Raw genomic sequence first — 16,827 nt, 5'->3', positions numbered from 1 at the left:
CGTTTCGACTGCGCCGGAAGTGGGGCGAATTATAGACTTCCAGAATCTGCCGTCAACACCTATTTATGCTTTTCTTGCAGAAGGCGCTTTTTTGGCTATTAAACGCGGGATTCGACGGGCCACAGGCGGAATGCGCAACACTAATAACAGCGCACCTATAGAAGCATAGATCGCCCATTCCTTGAGATCGGCACGAACGATCCACAACATATGCAGCAATCCAAGCCCGAGAATGACATACACCAGCCGATGCAGCTTCTTCCAACGAACACCCAGCCGGCGCTGACTGTAACGATTAGAAGTCATCGCCAATGCCAATAAACAGAGAAAACCCAACGTCCCGACAATGATGTACGGCCGTTTGCGCAACTCGACACCCAGCTGCGACCAATCAAATCCAAGAATAAACGCCGTGTAGCCGCTCAGATGCAGAACCACATAAGCGAAACACCACAACCCCAGCTGCCGGCGCACAGCGATCCACCCCGCCCAACCGGTGAGTTTCTGCAGAGGCGTCATGCTTAACGTTATTAGCAGCAGGATAAGCGTCCCCAGCCCCAGCCGATCAACCAGGACCTTGCCCGGATCGGGCCCCAACACATCCTGCCAGGCCTGATACAACCAAAGCAGCGGCCAGACCGCCGCCGCTATAAAGACGCCAATTCGCCAAAACGGATAACGCATCAGTAGTTCTTCCCGCAGATCGAGCCCTGTATAGAGAGAAGCGACTTCATCCGAGTAGCCGTTGAACATCTGTGTGTCCCGAACATTGGGCTTGAACAGGCCGCTCGGCAAACGACGCTCACGAGCCTGAGTCCAGCGCGGGTGATCGACTGTAGGGTTCACGTTGGCGTAAAAGCCGTATTCATCCGCGGCAATGCTCTGCCAGGTGGTTTTCGGCTGTTCGCTGACCAGACTGATCCGCACGATGGATTTGACGCTCTTGAAGCCATACTTCCAGGGCACCACCAAACGCAGAGGCGCCCCGTTCTGATTCGGCAGTTCACGCCCATACATGCCCACCGCAAGAATGGCCAATGGATTCATCGCCTCATCCAGGCGCAAACCCTCTACATAGGGCCACTCGATCAAGGCAAAACCAGAGCGCTGCCCAGGCATGCTCTTGGGATCTTGCAGCGTTTCAAAGCGGATGAACTTGGCCTTCGATGTCGGCTCGACTTGCTTCAGCAACGCCGAAAGAGGAAAACCAATCCAGGGAATAACCATCGACCAGGCCTCAACACAGCGAAGACGATAAATACGCTCCTCCAGCTGATAGGGCTTCATGAAGTCTTCCAGCGCATACCGACCCGGCTTACCTACCTCTCCATCCACCACCACGGTCCAAGGCTCAGTCTTCAGCGAACCGGCATTGGCGGCAGGGTCACCTTTATCAGTGCCGAACTCGTAGAAGTTGTTGTAGTGGGTCGCATCCTTGAATGGCGTGATCGCCTCATCCTTGACGTTGACTGCCCCCCATTTAGTAGCAGGAAGCTTTTCGGCAAACCAGGAAGGCGCCTTGCCTGGTTCGACATCTGCGTAACGAGCGGCTTCGTCAGCACTGGCCCAGCGCGGCAGACTGCTCACGGCCAGACCGGCAACGGCTGCACCCAGTAGATTGCGTCGAGAAAGATAGAAGGATTCAGGCGTGACGTCCGACTCGTGACAGTCAGACGCTTTGGGGACTTTGATCAGCATGGCAACTCCGCAGCATTGGAGGACAGATGCACCAATAGACTGCGGAGTATGAGGGAAATTACATCACTCGGCGTTTTTGTGCCGACGAAGATGCAACAGGTATTGCACCGGACCAGACGCCGCGTAAGCGAGGAAAACCAGCAGTAGAATGCGCGGCGGATCACTGAAGACCACGGCAAACACCAGGACTACCGCGAGGATCGCGACAAAGGGCACTCGCCCCTTCAAGTCCAGCTCCTTGAAGCTGTTGTACTTGATATTGCTGACCATCAGCATGCCGGCGGCGGCCACCATCAGCGCAACCAGGAACGACATCTTGGAACCCTGAATGCCGTAGTCACTGAACGCCCAGACAATCCCCGCGACAACACCCGCCGCAGCCGGACTGGCCAGACCGATGAAGTAGCGTTTATCCGCGGTGCCGACTTGCGTATTGAAGCGTGCCAGGCGCAACGCTGCACCCGCGACATAGATGAAGGCAACCATCCAGCCGACCTTGCCCATGTCGCCCAACGCCCAGCCAAACGCCAGCAACGCCGGCGCGACACCAAAGGCGACCATGTCCGACAGCGAATCGTACTCGGCGCCGAAGGCACTCTGGGTATTGGTCATGCGGGCAACGCGACCATCAAGGCCGTCGAGCACCATGGCGACGAAAATCGCAATCGCGGCAAACGCAAAATACTTGCTCGCGCCAATCGAATCACCGGCACTCAACGCACTCTGGGCGCTCATCGAGCTGATGATGGAATAAAACCCTGCGAACAGGTTCGCGGTGGTGAACAGATTCGGCAGAAGATAGATACCACGATGCCGGACTTTACGACCTTCAGCGTCATGCCCTTCCTCGATGTGTTCATCGATGGGCAGCAGGCTTTCGGCGTCAGAAGCCTTGTTTGGCTCTTCGGGACGTTCGCTCATGGACATTACCTTGCAACGGGGTGGAAAGTTTCGACAGGTGTCTGGGACGACGGTTCGGCCGCAAACGATGCAGCTTTATACCAGAACCTTTCAGCCCAAACGAAAAAACGCGGCCTAAGCCGCGTTTTTCGTACAAGTGCGCGACTTAGTTTTTAGCTTTGTCGACGATCTTGTTGGCACCGATCCACGGCATCATGGAGCGCAGTTGCTCGCCGATGATTTCGATACCGTGAGCGGCGTTGTTACGACGCTTGGCGGTCATCGAAGGATAGCCGGTCGCGCCTTCGCTGATGAACATCTTGGCGTATTCGCCGTCCTGAATACGTTTCAGGGCGTTGCGCATAGCCTGACGGGACTCGGCGTTGATCACTTCCGGACCCGTCACGTACTCGCCGTATTCAGCATTGTTGGAGATCGAGTAGTTCATGTTGGCGATACCGCCTTCGTACATGAGGTCAACGATCAGCTTCAGTTCGTGCAGGCATTCGAAGTAGGCCATTTCCGGCGCGTAGCCAGCTTCAACCAGGGTTTCGAAACCGGCTTTGACCAGCTCAACGGTACCGCCGCACAGAACGGCTTGTTCGCCGAACAGGTCGGTTTCGGTCTCGTCCTTGAAGGTGGTTTCGATGATGCCGGTACGACCGCCACCGACGCCTGCGGCGTAGGACAGTGCAACGTTTTTGGCGTTGCCCGAAGCATCCTGATAGATAGCGATCAGGTCAGGGATACCGCCGCCTTTGACGAACTCGGAACGCACGGTGTGGCCCGGTGCTTTCGGCGCGATCATGATCACGTCGAGGTCAGCACGCGGAACAACCTGGTTGTAGTGGATCGCGAAGCCGTGGGAGAAGGCCAGGGTGGCGCCTTTCTTGATGTTCGGCTCGATTTCGTTTTTGTACAGGGCAGACTGGAACTCGTCCGGGGTCAGGATCATGACCAGGTCGGCAGCTGCAACAGCGGAAGCAACGTCGGTCACTTTCAGGCCGTGAGCTTCGGCTTTGGCAACAGTGGCCGAACCTTTGCGCAGACCGACAGTCACGTCAACGCCGGAGTCTTTCAGGTTGCACGCCTGAGCGTGGCCCTGGGAACCGTAACCGATGATGGCAACTTTCTTGCCCTGGATGATCGACAGGTCGCAGTCTTTTTCGTAATAAACTTTCATGAAATTCCCCTATATATCCAGGCCGTTCAGGCCGTTCGCTAATTTGGTTTAGATGCTGAGTACTTTGTCGCCGCGAGCGATACCGGTTACGCCGCTACGGACGGTTTCCAGGATCGAGGCGGTGCCAATGGACTGAATGAAGCTGTCGAGCTTGTCGCTGGTACCGGTCAATTGAACGGTATAAACGCTGGCGCTGACATCGACGATCTGTCCACGGTAAATATCGGTGGTGCGCTTGATCTCGGCGCGCTGGGCGCCGGTAGCCTTGACCTTGACCAGCATCAGTTCACGCTCGATGTGAGCGCTCTCCGACAGGTCGACCAGTTTGACCACTTCGATCAGCTTGTTCAGGTTTTTGGTGATCTGCTCGATGATTTCATCGTGGCCGACAGTGGTCAGCGTCAGACGCGACAAGGTCGGGTCTTCGGTAGGGGCCACGGTCAGGCTTTCGATGTTGTAGTTGCGCTGCGAGAACAGGCCGACTACACGAGACAGAGCGCCGGGTTCGTTTTCCAGAAGCAGGGAAATAATATGTCGCATGATTAAGTACGCTCCGTCTTGCTCAGCCACATATCGCGCATGGAGCCGTCTTTGATCTGCATCGGGTAGACGTGTTCAGCTGCGTCGACCTTGATGTCGATGAACACCAGACGATCCTTCATCGCGAAGGCTTGCTCCATCATCGGCTTCAAATCCTTCAAGTCCGTGATGCGCATGCCGACGTGACCGTAGGCTTCAGCCAACTTGACGAAGTCCGGCAACGATTCCATGTAGGAGTGCGAGTGACGCGCGCCGTAGCTCATGTCCTGCCACTGACGGACCATGCCGAGCACGCCGTTGTTGAGCAGGATGATCTTCACCGGCAGGTCATGTTGCAGGCAAGTGGACAGCTCCTGGATGTTCATCTGGATGCTGCCTTCACCGGTCACGCAAGCCACATCGGCTTCCGGGAAGCTCAGCTTGACGCCCATTGCTGCCGGGAAACCGAAGCCCATCGTGCCCAGGCCGCCGGAGTTGATCCAGCGATTAGGCTTGTTGAAGCGGTAGTATTGCGCCGCGAACATCTGGTGCTGACCCACGTCGGACGCAATGTAGGCATCGCCCTTGGTCACTTCGTGCAGGGTTTCGATAACGGTTTGCGGCTTGATGATGCTGCCGTCCCCTTTGTTGTAAGGGAACATGTCGCGATCACCGCGCCACTCTTCAACCTGCTTCCACCAGGCAGCCACCGAGTCCTTGTTCGGGGTCTCGCCGATTTCCTTGAAGGTAGCGACCATCTCGGTCAGTACGCTTTCCACCGGGCCTACGATTGGAACGTCGGCCTTGATGGTTTTGGAGATCGAAGCCGGGTCGATGTCGATGTGGATGATCTTGGCGCTTGGGCAGAACTTCGATGCACCGTTGATAACACGGTCATCGAAACGCGCGCCCACGGCCATGATCACGTCCGCATGGTGCATCGCCAGGTTGGCGGTGTAGCTGCCGTGCATACCGAGCATGCCGAGGAACTGACGGTCGCTGCCCGGATAGGCGCCGAGGCCCATCAAGGTATTGGTGACCGGCACGTTCAGCAGTTGCGCCAGTTCGGTCAATGGCGCGGAGCCGTTGCCCAGAATGACGCCGCCGCCGGCATAGATGATCGGCCGCTTGGCCGCCAACAGCATTTCCACCGCTTTGCGGATCTGGCCCGAATGGCCACGAACCGCTGGGCTGTAGGAGCGCAGCTTGGCTTTTTTCGGGAAGATATATTCGAACTTCTCGGCCGGGTTGGTCATGTCTTTCGGAATGTCGACAACGACAGGACCAGGACGACCCGATTGCGCGAGGTAGAAAGCCTTTTTCATGATCTCCGGGATTTCCGAAGCATGCTTGATCATGAAACTGTGTTTCACGATCGGCCGGGAGATACCGATCATATCGGTTTCCTGGAAGGCATCGGTCCCGACCATGGTGCTAGGCACCTGGGCGGTCAGGATCACCATCGGAATCGAGTCCATGTACGCGGTAGCAATGCCGGTAATGACGTTGGTCGCACCGGGACCGGAGGTCACCAGTACAACGCCTGCCTTGCCGGTGGCGCGCGCATAGCCGTCAGCCATGTGAGTGGCAGCCTGCTCATGACGAACGAGAATATGTTGAACGGCTGGTTCTTTGAACAGCGCGTCGTAGATATGCAATGCGGCACCACCTGGGTACCCATAGATATATTTAACGCCTTCGTCACGCAAAAAGCGGACGAGCATCTCACCGCCAGATAAAAGCTCCACGTTGCTCACCTCTAAAACGCCAGAATACCGCCCACATAAACGGGGACGGGTCTTAATAGGTTTACTTCTCAGCAGAGCATGAGCGACGGTGGTCGCCGACTACGTCAGCACTGACTGAGCAAGTATTGGGATCGTCCCAAGTGTTGCGGGCCTTTCCCACCCAGCGCGAGGTAACGCGTTGCGGGTGTAACAGGTCGGCGCGGATGTGCGCCTCATGATCTGCTGAGTGGGTCTGCTTCTGGCAGTCCCTCTACAGCGGACTTTGGATTCTTCTGTTTCGTCCTCTGCAAGTCAAGCCGTCTATGTGCTTTATTGAAGTAAGCACATGAGAAAGCAAGAAAAAACCGCTAAACCGCAACTGTGTTAGCTTCAATTGCGCAACTCTGGCAAGGAAATGGCATGCGAACGTTCTTAATGGTCACTTTGCTGATCAGCCCTTTGTGTATGGCCGCTCAGATCTATAAATGGGTCGACGCCCAAGGCGTTACCCACTTCGACGCGCAACCGCCTCAAGGCCAGGAGGCCACCACCGTGGTGACGCCCTCCCCGCCTGCTGGCAAACCCGCCGCACCAACGCGCAGCACGGCGATTAGCGATCAACAGGCCATCGACAACACAGTGAAAAAGCAGGTTGCCGAGCAGCAAGCCCAGCTAAAGGTATTCTGCGAGCAGGCGCGAACGAACCTGGCCCAGCTGCAGAACAATCCGCGATTGCGTGAGGACGTGGACGGTGAGAGGCGCCGCCTGACCGATGAACAACGTCAGGAGCGCACTACCGAAGCACAGAAACAGATTGCGGATAACTGCCAGTAGGCACTGGCAGTATCCGATTCAGCGAGAGGCGGTGATCAGCAGATCGAACTCTTTGAGCAAGACCTGCAACTGCCGGTCCCTGCCTTGGACATTGCGGGCGGCGAAGACCATTTCGGCCATCTCCTGAATCCCCGATGCGTTGGGCAGCGGTAGATCCTGTTCGAGGATGACCTTCATCTTCGGCAGGAAGATCCATTGCAGCCACTGCTCGAAATCGAGCGTATCGACCGAAAACGGTTCAACGCTGGATAACGCTTCAGCGGATGGCGAAACGTCATCCCACCAACCCTGAACCCGTAGCTCACGTTCGATCAACAGCAGTTGCTCGGCAATCTTGGGGAAGCGTGCGTCCATCACGACACAACCTTGGCCTTCTGACGGGCCAGTGCCGCACCTGCGGAATCACCCTGTTTCTCACGCGCCTGGGCGATCAGTTCCCACAGGCTGGCCTGAAGCGCCGGACGACCATTGGCGAACGTCAGGCCACGACGGGCGAACTGTTCAGCCTGTGGCGCATCGCCTTGGGCCATGCGCACCTGAGCCAGGCGATAAAGCACTTGCGGCTCACGCGGTGCAACTCGCTGGGCGCGCTCGAGGCTGGAGGACGCACCGTTGAGATCGCCGCCGGCCTGTTGCTGCTGAGCAGTGGTCAACAGCGCCAGCACCGGACCGTCCAGTTGCTCATCGGCAGACAATCCACCGGAGCTCGCCGAAGGAATCCCGCTCGGCGTCGACGGCATGCTGTAGCTGCCCTGATTGATCGGTGCCGACTGTACCGGCGAGGTGTCGATCGGCCCTGGGGTAATCGGGCCAGGCGTAATCGGACCGGTGCTGATCGGGGCCGACGCCACTGCGCCGCCACCTGGCACCATCACGACGACACCCGTGTCACCTTGCGGGATCGCTTGAGTCTGGGCTTGCACAGGACGTTTAGTCGTCGTCTTGCGGAATCCGCCATTTGCCGACACTCGCTCACTGTTGGAGACAGCACTGCCAGAGTCCACAACCGGAATCGAACCGCGTTGTACGGAGGAACAACCGCTGAGCAAAGCCACGGCGGTAACCGCTGGAATCAACCACTTGTTCACTTGAAACCCTCTTTGCTTAATTCATCCAGCCCTTGACCCAATCCATCACCGTTTCGCCGGATGCGGGACTGTCGCCACCGCAAGCCGCGCCGGGAGGCGGTTCGCTGCCGCGAATATACGGCATCTGCACGGCACCTGGGCAGCTGCCGTCGGAACCTTGCCCGGTCCGCGAATCGACCCAGGCCTGAACAACATTGTCCGGTTGCGGCATGTCCAGCGGCAATGGATCGGCCTTGCGCATGAAACTGGTCCAGACCTGCAATGCACCGGTGGCACCGGTGAACGGGGTCTTGCCGTTGTCATCGCGTCCCAGCCACACCACCGCCAGCAAGTCCTGGCTGAAACCGGCGAACCAGCTGTCTCGCGAGTCGTTACTGGTACCGGTTTTACCCGCCAGGGTCAGGGTTTTCGGCAGCACGTTGTAAACCGAACTGCCGGTACCTTCACGCATGACTCGCTGCATGGCGCTCTGGATCAGGTAGATGGAGGCCGGATCGAAACGCTGCTCGATCTGGAACGGATAACGCTTGAGCGGCTCGCCTTCGGCGGTCAATACGCTACGAATCCCGCGCATCGGCGTATTGAAGCCGCCGTTGGCCAGCGTCTGATACATGGTCGCCACTTCGATCGGAGTCAGACCACCGGCCCCCAGCAACATCGAAGGGAACGCCGGGAACTCGCGACTGACACCCAGGCGCGCCAATGTCTTCAGGACATTCGGCACGCCAACCGCCAACCCGAGGCGCGCCGTTGACAGGTTGTAGGAATGGGCCAGGCCTTGGTACAGGAAAACCGTACCGTGGGAACGGCGATCGTAATTCTGGGGTTTCCAGACCTGACCGTCCGCGCCTTTGACCGAGAAGGATTCGTCCGACAGCCAACTGGTCAGCGTGTACTGGCTCGGCTTCTCAAGGGCTGTCAGATAAACCGCAGGCTTGATCAACGAACCGATTGGTCGCACTGCATCCAGCGCCCGGTTGAAGCCGGCGAAACTTGCCTGACGGCTGCCGATCATGGCCTGGACTTCACCGGTTTCCGGGTTGGTCACGACCATCGCCGCCTCAACCTCATCGGAACCCTTGCGTCCGGACAAGCGTTTAAAGGTGTCGTTGACCGACGCTTCGGCTTTCATCTGCAGGATCGGGTCGAAACTGGTGAAGATCCGCAGGCCTTCTTCGGTCAAGTCTTCGTCGCGATAGTCTTCGCGCAGCTGACGTTTAACCAGGTCGAGGAAGCCCGGGAATGAACTGTCCGCCAGCTTGCCGCGCGTCGTCACGCCCAGTGGCATATTCTTCGCCGCTGCGACCTGCTCGGCGGTGGCGACGCCTTGTTGCTCAAGCACATCGAGCACCAGATTGCGCCGCTCCAGCGCCCGTTCCGGGTTGCGACGCGGATTGTAATAGGACGGCCCCTTGACCATCCCCACCAGCATGGCGACTTGATGCAGTTTCAGCTCGGACAATGGCTGCCCGAAGAAGAACTGGCTGGCCAGGCCGAAACCGTGCACCGCGCGCTGCCCATCCTGACCGACGAACACTTCATTGAGGTACGCCTCAAGAATTTCCCGTTTGTCGTAATGCAGCTCAAGCAGCATCGCCATCATGGCTTCGGTGAGTTTGCGGGTCAGGCTGCGTTCGCTGGTCAGGTAGAAATTCTTCACCAACTGCTGGGTCAGCGTACTGCCGCCCTGGGTCATCTTGCCGCCGGATGTGTTGACCCACACGGCGCGGGCAATCGACTTGGGCGACACGCCCCAGTGGCTATAGAAATCCCGGTCTTCCACGGCGACCAGGGTTTCCAGCAGGTACGGTGGGACCTGATCGATTTTGATCAGAATGCGGTCTTCAAGATTTTTCGGGTAAATGCCGCCGATCAGCAGAGGCTCCAGACGCACGACAGAAAGCTTCGAACCGTTGGTCGCCGAAAGGTCAGCCACGTAATCGCCGGAGAAACGCACGCGCACCGGCTGAGCTTTTTCCAGGCCTTCATAGAACTGGAAGCCACGGGTATTCAAGTCGACGGTGTTGCCGTTGACCGCCGCTGCGCCGGGGCCGTTGCTCACGGCTTCGCGGCGATAGCCCAAGGCGTCGAGCTCGGTAAGGAAGTCTTCCTTGCTCAGCTTCTGGCCGGTGAACAGCTCCAGCGGGCGCGCATACACCTTGGCCGGGATGGTCCAGCGCTTGCCGGAGAACTTCTCCTGGACCACGGCGTCGAGGTAAACCGCGAACCCGGCGAGCACCACGAGGCCGACCAGACTGAGTTTAAGGGCCCAGCCCAGCCAGGGGCTCAAGCCCCGGGAAGGTGGTTTTTTGGGGGTACGGGGGGATCGAGTACGAGTCATGGCGGCGGATTATACGCACTTTATTCATACTCAACAGGAGCCCTCCGAGGTTTGCGTCAGACGGACTTGCAGCCATAATGGCGGCCGTGAATTTTCCCCAGACTCTGAAGGATCGCCTGTGAGCCAGTCCCTGATCGCCGCCCTGCAAAACCCGGCCCTCTACCCGCATCCTGTCGATGGGTTCCAGGTCATCGAGACCCATATCTCCTGGGTCATCCTCACCGGTCCCTTTGCTTATAAAGTGAAGAAGCCCGTGAATTTCGGCTTCCTCGACTTCACCAGCCTCGACGCTCGCGAACATTTCTGCGGCGAAGAGCTGCGCCTCAACCAGCGCCTGACCCACGATTTGTACCTGGAAGTGTTGCCGATCACCGGCAGCGAAGCTGCGCCACAACTGGGCGGCGAAGGTCCGGTTGTCGATTTCGCACTGAAAATGCGTCAATTCCCACAAAGCCAGTTGCTCAGCACCCTGCAAGCCAATGGTGAGTTGACCACCGCGCACATCGACGAGATGGCCGCACAGATCGCCCAATTCCACCTCACTGCACCGAAAGTGCCTGGCGAACACGAAGCCGGCACCCCGGACAGCGTGATGGCACCGGTACGCCAGAACTTCGAACAGATCCGCCCGTTCCTCAGCGACAAGGCCGATCTGCTGCAACTTGATGCGTTGCAAGCCTGGGCCGAAAGCAGCTTCGAACGCCTGAAGCCGCTGTTCGCCCAGCGCAAGGCTGAAGGCTTCATCCGCGAATGCCACGGCGACATCCACCTGGGCAACGCCACCGTGATCGATGGCAAGGTCGTGATCTTCGACTGCATCGAGTTCAACGAACCGTTCCGCTTCACCGACGTTTATGCCGACACCGGTTTCCTGGCCATGGACCTGGAAGATCGCGGCCTGAAAAGCCTGGCGCGTCGTTTCATCAGCCAGTACCTGGAACTGACCGGCGACTATCAGGGCCTTGAGCTACTGAACTTCTACAAAGCGTACCGCGCACTGGTTCGCGCCAAGGTCAGCCTGTTCAGCATGCCGGCCGAAGCCGACCCGGTGCAACGCGCCACCACCCTGCGTCAGTACCGCAACTACGCCAACCTGGCAGAAAGCTACAGCACCATTCCTTCGCGGTTCATGGCGATTACCCACGGCGTTTCCGCTGTCGGCAAAAGCCACGTCGCCATGCGTCTGGTGGAAGCGCTGGGCGCCATTCGCCTGCGTTCGGATGTTGAACGCAAGCGTTTGTTCGGCGAGCAAACCGTACCGAATGACCCGCAGGCCGGCATTTATAGTGCCGATGCGAGCGCCGCCACCTACAACCGACTGCATGAGATTGCCGCGGTGATCCTGCACGCCGGTTTCCCGGTGGTCATCGATGCGACATACCTCAAGCGCGCTCAGCGCGACGGCGCGGCGAAAATCGCCGAAGCCACCGGGGCACCGTTCCTGATCCTCGATTGCAATGCACCACAAGCAGTCATCGAGAGCTGGCTGGCCTTGCGTCAGGCAGACCAGAAGGATCCGTCCGACGCCAACCTCGCCGTTATCGCCGCCCAGCAGGCGAGCCGTGAGCCCCTGACGCCAGCAGAAATTCTGTGCAGCAAACGCGTCCAGACCAATGAAAGCGGGACGCTCGACACCGTTGTTGCCCAGATTCGCCAGCGCATGCCGGGTCTGTAAAAACTATTTCAGCCGTGAAGCCATCGCCGGCTTCACGGCTGCCAAATAGTGGCACTATACTGGCGTCATAAAACCATCAGGTGATGCGACATGAGCCAGCCGAAACTTCTCGACACCCCGCTTTATGCCTTGCTGCACAAAGACGACATCGCAGGCTTTAATGCCGAGCGCGCCAGTCATGCCTCTGTCGACATGGTCGGCGGCGATTTTCGTGGTCTGGACCTGCGTGAGCTGAACGCCGATGGCGTCGATTTCACCGATGCCTATTTCCGCTCCGCTGATTTGCGTGGTATCGACTTCCGCAACTCCTGCCTGGAAGGCGCGAGCCTGGCTCACGCACAGATCTCCGGCACCTACTTTCCACCAGAGCTGAGTGCTGACGAGATCCTGATGTCGATGAATTTCGGTACTCGCTTGCGTTATCGCACCCGCTAAAAACGACGTTCTACCTGACAAGTCCAGCGCCCCCGCTTCGCGCTGGGCGCTGGGTTTTTTGTCGGGAAAGTTGATTCCTCCGCGCTTCCTCCGACTGCTCCCGCAGACCTTCACGCAGCTATCTGAGTCTTCCTCTTAGAAGCTTTTGCGTCGAAACCGACCAAACAATCACGCTTTTCCTACTGATGGCTACACTCCTGAGAGGCTCGCCCACGCACCGTTCGGCCGTCGCAAGGAGGCTTGATGAATGATGAACTGCAACACCTGAAGAATCTTGGCAAGACGTCGGCACAGTGGCTGCATGCCGTGGGCATCCACAGCGCGTCGGACTTGCGCCGCCTGGGAGCGGTGGATGCTTATCGGGCCGTGCGTACGCGCGGGTTCCGGGCGTCCAAGGTGTTGTTGTATGCGATCGAAGGCGCGCTGATGGACGTGCACTGGAACGACATTCCAGCTGATCGCAAAGAAGCCTTGAACAAACAACTGGAAGCCATTTCATCCCGTCACAAGAACTGAACAGGCAGATTCGCCTCAGGATTACCGACTCAGGCGCAATGATTACGGGCTTTCGCGCAAGGAAAAAGGGGATTGCAAAGAAATCAAAAAAACAGCGGTTGACTTGGTAATGAGAATCGCTATGATTATCACAACTGGTCGCGAGGCTGGTCGATATTTGAAAAGCCCTTGGTTCGGACTCTCAGATATCTCCTCATCAGGCTAATCACGGTTATTTGACCCGGCTCTTGCCGGGTCTTTTTTTGCCTGTGGAAAAGTCGTCTGTTTACTTGCCGAACTGCTTACGCATTTGGGCGCAGTAATCCTGAGCCGGCGTGGCAGGCGTGTACCAGACGTAATCAGCCATGGCCGACGTGACCTCACCCCCCTCCTCCGCCAGCATCAACACCGTCGGTGCTTCAGGCTCGCCAAGATCAAGGACGTGGATCGGCACGCCAACATCCTTGCGCGCGTGGTAAGCGCCGGCAAACAGCAGCGAAGGCGTCGGTGCCGACAACAAGCGCTCGGCCATCCGACGATCACGTTGTTGCTGGACCGCCAGCATCGCGGGCATCTGCGAGGTGGGCAGCAAGCCGCAATGGGAGTCGTTGATCTGCGCCAGCAACTCATCCTTGACCGACGGAGCATTGGAAAGCCGACCGTTTAATGTCGGGGGCTTGGCATAAACGGTACGGACTTCAAGAGTGTCCAGATTGGCCGCCAACAGCGGGTAGGGTTGAGTCAGCACAAAGCGCACGATCGGCCCGTACAGATTCCAGTCCCACCCCGGCTGCCAGTTCAACGCGCCGGGAAGATCTGCGGGTAGCGTCGAGGCACGGCGAATGTCATCGACGCGCGATTGTTGATCCGGCGTGAGCATTTCCAGCAACAGACTGCCTTGGGGTCGACGTTCGCCCAACGCCTGTAGCAACCACAATTGCAGTTGATGGTGACCCGAATTGTCGTGCTGCTCACCGACGATCAGCCGCGACGGCACGGCCAACCGTTCGACCAATTCCGCGGGTGTCAGGATCTGGCCACTGCGCAGGTCCTGAATATCACCGACGACCGGAGGCGGTGCCGAAACGTGCTGGCAGGCACTCAACAACACGACCGCCAGTAGCAAAATTCCTCGCATGCTCACCTCGATGTCATTCTCAGCGGGCGATGATCAGCGGATGACCACGCTCCGGATGCCGCTGCACCAGCACTTCCAGCCCGAACACCGCTTTGAGTGGTTCCGGGCGCAAGACGTGCTCAGGGGTGTCCAGCGCCACGGGCCGCCCACCTTCGAGCAGTAACAGGCGATCACAATAGCGCGCCGCGAGATTCAGATCATGCAGGATCACCAGCACCGCAGCGCCATGATCGGCGAACTCGCGCACTGCTTGCAGGGTGGTGTGCTGGTGCAGCGGGTCGAGCATCGAAGTTGGTTCATCGAGCAACAGCGTCTGCCCCACCTCCCCCGGCCAGAGCTGCGCCAGTACCCGCGCCAGGTGTACCCGCTGCCGCTCGCCGCCGGACAGCGCCAGATAGCTGCGGCCACTCAGGTGTCCCGCATCGGCAGCGTGCAAGGCGGCGGCGACGATCTCGTCATCCCGGACCCGCCCGCTTTGATAAGGCAAACGCCCCATGCCGACCACTTCTTCCACACGGAAGGCGAAGTCCAGGGTCGACACCTGCGGCAAGACCGCCAGTCGCTGGGCTCGCTGCGCGCCGGTCCAATGGCTCAATTCGCGCTCATCGAGCCAGACGCTGCCGTGGTCAGCCTTCAACTCGCCGCACAAGGCGCCGAGCAAGGTGCTTTTGCCCGCGCCGTTGGGGCCCAACACGCCGAGCACTTCGCCCGGCCTGAGCTCAAGCGTGATGTCCGTCAGTACGATTTTTGCGCCTCGACGGATTTGCAGGCTCTGGGTTCGCAACATCAGGCACGCCCTCTGAGCAGTAAATACAGAAAGAACGGCGCACCGATGAAGGCCGTGACAATTCCGATCGGCAACTCTGCTGGCGCCAGGGCCAGCCGTGCGACCAGGTCGGCAAACAGCAGGAGACTGGCACCCGCCAGCACCGAGGCCGGCAACAACACCCGATGATCAGGACCGGCCAGCAGGCGCACCAGATGCGGCACCACCAGACCGACAAACCCGATCATCCCCGCCGCCGCCACGGCCGCGCCAACCCCCAGCGCGGTGCAAAACACCAATTCGCGCTTGAGCCCTTCGACGTCAATGCCCAGGTGACCGGCCTCCGACTCGCCGAGCAGCAACGCATTCAAGGCCTTGGCCCGGCGCGGCAACCAGAGCGCCACACCGGCGCTCACCAGCAGCAACGGCCAGAGCCGTGAATAGCTGGCGCCGTTCAGGCTGCCCAGGTTCCAGAACGTGAGTGTGCGCAAGGTCGCGTCGTCGGCCAGATAGGTGAACAAACCGACCGCCGACCCCGCCAGCGCCGTTAACGCAATACCGGCCAGGAGCATGGTCGCGACGTTCGTCTGCCCGTTGCGCCGCCCCAGCCGATACACCAACGCCGTCACACCCAACCCGCCGAGAAATGCGCACACCGACAACAGATAAGGCCCGAACGATTCAGGCAGACCACCAAACACCGAACCACCGACAATCGCGATAGCGGCTCCCAGCGCAGCACCGCTGGACACCCCGACCAACCCCGGGTCAGCCAGCGGGTTACGAAACAATCCCTGCATCGCCACGCCGGACAACGCCAGTACGCCGCCCACTGCCAGGCCCAACAAGGTTCGAGGCAAGCGTATTTGCCCGAGGATCAGCTCGGCCTGCTCCAGCCCATCAGGGGTAATGGGCAGGCCGATCATGCGCAACGCCGCACGTAGGGTATCGAATAAAGGCAGGCTGACCGGCCCCAGCGCCAAGGACAGCCAGATCGCCACTAAACACAGCAGGCTCAGGCCAATGAACAACGCACGGGGTTTAACCAAAACGGTCATTGGGCCGCATTGCCTGGGAAGAAACCATCAGACAGCGTTTTCAACGCATCGGGCAAACGAGGCCCCAATCCACCTACCAACAAGGTCGGATCGAGCTCCATGACGCGCCCGTCCCTGGCCGCACGGGTCGAGGACAGAATCGGGTTTTCCTTGAACAACGCCGCGCGCGCGGCATCGCCGGTCATCGCTCGGTCAGCAAACACCAGCACGTCGGGGTCAAGACTGACCAGCGACTCAACGGAAAAGGGTTTGTAGCCAGTGTGCGTGGCCAGATTGTGCCCGCCGGCCTTTTGGATGAGCCAATCGGCGGCGGTGTCTTTGCCGGCGATAAGCGGCTTGCCGCCCGCATGGCCCAGCAGCAACAGCACGCCCGGCGATTTTTCCTTCAACTGCGCGCGAGTGACCCGGACCTTCTGCTGTTCGAGTTGCTGCTGGTAGGTCTGGAGCAATTGCGCAGCCCGGTCTTCAGCACCGAGCAACTTGCCCAGATGCGCCAGATTGCCCTGCAGCGTCGGCAGATCAGGCTGGGCCGAGAACAGTTCGACCTGCACGCCCGCGCTACGAACCTGCGACAGCACCGGCGGCGGCCCCATTTCTTCGGTGCCGACCAGGATCTGCGGGCGTAAGCTCAAGATGCCCTCCGCCGACAGTTGCCGCTGATAACCGATGCTCGGCAGCGCCTTCAACGAGACAGGATGCTGACTGGTGGTATCGACGCCGACCAGTTTTGACTCACCGCCCAGCGCGCTCACCCACTCCGACAAGGCGCCACCGGCACTGACCCAACGCTGTGGCAACTCGGCCGCTGCGGCGTGGTGGCTGACGAGGAGTCCAACACACAGCGCAACAACGCGGGTACTCAGGCGCATAAACAGCTTCCTTTTAAGTTTTCCCAGGCATCGAGATGACAGGCCAAGTATCCTCGGCATCCGGCACCTGCACCCGACGGGGCGAAGCGGCCATTTGATAA

At 59.1% G+C, this 16,827-nt stretch carries 16 protein-coding genes and 1 pseudogene; 4 read left to right on the top strand and 13 right to left on the bottom strand.

The annotated features are described in order from the left end of the window. Window positions 1–63: 63 nt before the first annotated feature. The 6 genes and pseudogenes from msrQ to AB4N91_RS01410 form a co-directional block, all read right to left on the bottom strand. The gene (msrQ, locus tag AB4N91_RS01435; RefSeq protein ID WP_010467642.1) at window positions 64–684 is read right to left on the bottom strand and encodes a protein-methionine-sulfoxide reductase heme-binding subunit MsrQ; all 621 of its coding nucleotides are present in this window, start codon (window positions 682–684) and stop codon (window positions 64–66) included. A 9-nt stretch (window positions 685–693) separates the two neighbouring features. After that, window positions 694–1,698, bottom strand: a pseudogene (msrP, locus tag AB4N91_RS01430) (protein-methionine-sulfoxide reductase catalytic subunit MsrP); the annotation flags it as partial. Between the two features lie 63 nt (window positions 1,699–1,761). After that, window positions 1,762–2,619 (bottom strand): CDP-diacylglycerol--serine O-phosphatidyltransferase, encoded by an 858-nt coding sequence (gene pssA / locus AB4N91_RS01425; RefSeq protein WP_010467638.1) that lies wholly within the window; start codon window positions 2,617–2,619, stop codon window positions 1,762–1,764. Between the two features lie 145 nt (window positions 2,620–2,764). Beyond that, window positions 2,765–3,781 carry a ketol-acid reductoisomerase gene (gene ilvC, locus AB4N91_RS01420; protein WP_007948647.1) on the bottom strand — a complete coding sequence of 339 codons (1,017 nt, stop codon included), beginning with the start codon at window positions 3,779–3,781 and terminating at the stop codon, window positions 2,765–2,767. A gap of 48 nt (window positions 3,782–3,829) precedes the next feature. Then, window positions 3,830–4,321, bottom strand: a complete 492-nt coding sequence (gene ilvN / locus AB4N91_RS01415) for an acetolactate synthase small subunit (RefSeq protein ID WP_003205610.1) — start codon at window positions 4,319–4,321, stop codon at window positions 3,830–3,832. A gap of 2 nt (window positions 4,322–4,323) precedes the next feature. Continuing rightward, a complete protein-coding gene (locus tag AB4N91_RS01410; RefSeq protein ID WP_010467631.1) occupies window positions 4,324–6,048 on the bottom strand; it encodes an acetolactate synthase 3 large subunit in 1,725 nt (574 codons plus the stop codon). 399 nt (window positions 6,049–6,447) lie between these two features. Here AB4N91_RS01410 and AB4N91_RS01405 point away from each other — a divergent pair, with 399 nt between their 5' ends. Beyond that, the gene (locus AB4N91_RS01405; RefSeq protein WP_169858188.1) at window positions 6,448–6,861 is read left to right on the top strand and encodes a DUF4124 domain-containing protein; all 414 of its coding nucleotides are present in this window, start codon (window positions 6,448–6,450) and stop codon (window positions 6,859–6,861) included. A gap of 18 nt (window positions 6,862–6,879) precedes the next feature. On the opposite strand, the gene AB4N91_RS01400 is transcribed toward AB4N91_RS01405, so the two are convergent. The 3 genes from AB4N91_RS01400 to mrcB are packed head-to-tail and all read right to left on the bottom strand — an operon-like array spanning window position 6,880 to window position 10,290. Next, on the bottom strand, window positions 6,880–7,215 hold the full coding sequence (locus AB4N91_RS01400) for a YqcC family protein (protein ID WP_010467628.1): 336 nt from the start codon (window positions 7,213–7,215) through the stop codon (window positions 6,880–6,882). After that, window positions 7,215–7,949: a hypothetical protein gene (locus AB4N91_RS01395; protein WP_010467627.1), complete on the bottom strand. Its 735-nt coding sequence runs from the start codon at window positions 7,947–7,949 to the stop codon at window positions 7,215–7,217. Before AB4N91_RS01395 ends, AB4N91_RS01400 begins: the two co-directional genes overlap by 1 nt. Before the next feature lie 16 nt (window positions 7,950–7,965). Then, entirely contained in the window at window positions 7,966–10,290 is a 2,325-nt protein-coding gene (gene mrcB / locus AB4N91_RS01390) for a penicillin-binding protein 1B (protein WP_077750439.1), read from the bottom strand. Between the two features lie 118 nt (window positions 10,291–10,408). On the opposite strand from mrcB, the gene AB4N91_RS01385 reads away from it, so the two are divergent. The 3 genes from AB4N91_RS01385 to AB4N91_RS01375 all read left to right on the top strand — a co-directional run bounded on the left by AB4N91_RS01385 (window position 10,409) and on the right by AB4N91_RS01375 (window position 12,916). Continuing rightward, a complete protein-coding gene (locus tag AB4N91_RS01385; RefSeq protein WP_314641111.1) occupies window positions 10,409–11,965 on the top strand; it encodes a bifunctional aminoglycoside phosphotransferase/ATP-binding protein in 1,557 nt (518 codons plus the stop codon). Window positions 11,966–12,055: 90 nt separating this feature from the next. Beyond that, window positions 12,056–12,400 carry a pentapeptide repeat-containing protein gene (locus AB4N91_RS01380; RefSeq protein WP_460112041.1) on the top strand — a complete coding sequence of 115 codons (345 nt, stop codon included), beginning with the start codon at window positions 12,056–12,058 and terminating at the stop codon, window positions 12,398–12,400. Between the two features lie 243 nt (window positions 12,401–12,643). Then, complete coding sequence (locus AB4N91_RS01375; RefSeq protein WP_010467623.1) at window positions 12,644–12,916, top strand: TfoX/Sxy family protein; 273 nt, start codon at window positions 12,644–12,646, stop codon at window positions 12,914–12,916. Window positions 12,917–13,181: 265 nt separating this feature from the next. Here AB4N91_RS01375 and AB4N91_RS01370 read toward each other — a convergent pair whose 3' ends face one another. The 4 genes from AB4N91_RS01370 to AB4N91_RS01355 are packed head-to-tail and all read right to left on the bottom strand — an operon-like array spanning window position 13,182 to window position 16,726. After that, on the bottom strand, window positions 13,182–14,033 hold the full coding sequence (locus AB4N91_RS01370; protein ID WP_460112039.1) for a ChaN family lipoprotein: 852 nt from the start codon (window positions 14,031–14,033) through the stop codon (window positions 13,182–13,184). A 19-nt stretch (window positions 14,034–14,052) separates the two neighbouring features. Then, window positions 14,053–14,820 carry a heme ABC transporter ATP-binding protein gene (locus AB4N91_RS01365; protein ID WP_010467621.1) on the bottom strand — a complete coding sequence of 256 codons (768 nt, stop codon included), beginning with the start codon at window positions 14,818–14,820 and terminating at the stop codon, window positions 14,053–14,055. Further along, on the bottom strand, window positions 14,820–15,857 hold the full coding sequence (locus AB4N91_RS01360; RefSeq protein WP_077750436.1) for a FecCD family ABC transporter permease: 1,038 nt from the start codon (window positions 15,855–15,857) through the stop codon (window positions 14,820–14,822). Before AB4N91_RS01360 ends, AB4N91_RS01365 begins: the two co-directional genes overlap by 1 nt. Beyond that, on the bottom strand, window positions 15,854–16,726 hold the full coding sequence (locus tag AB4N91_RS01355; protein ID WP_460112038.1) for a heme/hemin ABC transporter substrate-binding protein: 873 nt from the start codon (window positions 16,724–16,726) through the stop codon (window positions 15,854–15,856). The genes AB4N91_RS01360 and AB4N91_RS01355 overlap by 4 nt, the downstream gene beginning before the upstream one ends. Window positions 16,727–16,827: the final 101 nt, after the last annotated feature.

This window comes from Pseudomonas sp. H3_D04, from assembly GCF_054669175.1.
This window is presented reverse-complemented; position numbering and strand designations above follow the sequence as displayed.

What these genes read in the sequence shown, in the direction of transcription:
- msrQ (WP_010467642.1), bottom strand. Translation starts at nt 684, where the DNA reads ATGCGTTATCCGTTTTGGCGAATTGGCGTCTTTATAGCGGCGGCGGTC.
- pssA (WP_010467638.1), bottom strand. Translation starts at nt 2,619, where the DNA reads ATGAGCGAACGTCCCGAAGAGCCAAACAAGGCTTCTGACGCCGAAAGC.
- ilvC (WP_007948647.1), bottom strand. Translation starts at nt 3,781, where the DNA reads ATGAAAGTTTATTACGAAAAAGACTGCGACCTGTCGATCATCCAGGGC.
- ilvN (WP_003205610.1), bottom strand. Translation starts at nt 4,321, where the DNA reads ATGCGACATATTATTTCCCTGCTTCTGGAAAACGAACCCGGCGCTCTG.
- AB4N91_RS01405 (WP_169858188.1), top strand. Translation starts at nt 6,448, where the DNA reads ATGCGAACGTTCTTAATGGTCACTTTGCTGATCAGCCCTTTGTGTATG.
- AB4N91_RS01400 (WP_010467628.1), bottom strand. Translation starts at nt 7,215, where the DNA reads ATGGACGCACGCTTCCCCAAGATTGCCGAGCAACTGCTGTTGATCGAA.
- mrcB (WP_077750439.1), bottom strand. Translation starts at nt 10,290, where the DNA reads ATGACTCGTACTCGATCCCCCCGTACCCCCAAAAAACCACCTTCCCGG.
- AB4N91_RS01380 (WP_460112041.1), top strand. Translation starts at nt 12,056, where the DNA reads ATGAGCCAGCCGAAACTTCTCGACACCCCGCTTTATGCCTTGCTGCAC.
- AB4N91_RS01375 (WP_010467623.1), top strand. Translation starts at nt 12,644, where the DNA reads ATGAATGATGAACTGCAACACCTGAAGAATCTTGGCAAGACGTCGGCA.
- AB4N91_RS01370 (WP_460112039.1), bottom strand. Translation starts at nt 14,033, where the DNA reads ATGCGAGGAATTTTGCTACTGGCGGTCGTGTTGTTGAGTGCCTGCCAG.
- AB4N91_RS01365 (WP_010467621.1), bottom strand. Translation starts at nt 14,820, where the DNA reads ATGTTGCGAACCCAGAGCCTGCAAATCCGTCGAGGCGCAAAAATCGTA.
- AB4N91_RS01360 (WP_077750436.1), bottom strand. Translation starts at nt 15,857, where the DNA reads ATGACCGTTTTGGTTAAACCCCGTGCGTTGTTCATTGGCCTGAGCCTG.
- AB4N91_RS01355 (WP_460112038.1), bottom strand. Translation starts at nt 16,726, where the DNA reads ATGCGCCTGAGTACCCGCGTTGTTGCGCTGTGTGTTGGACTCCTCGTC.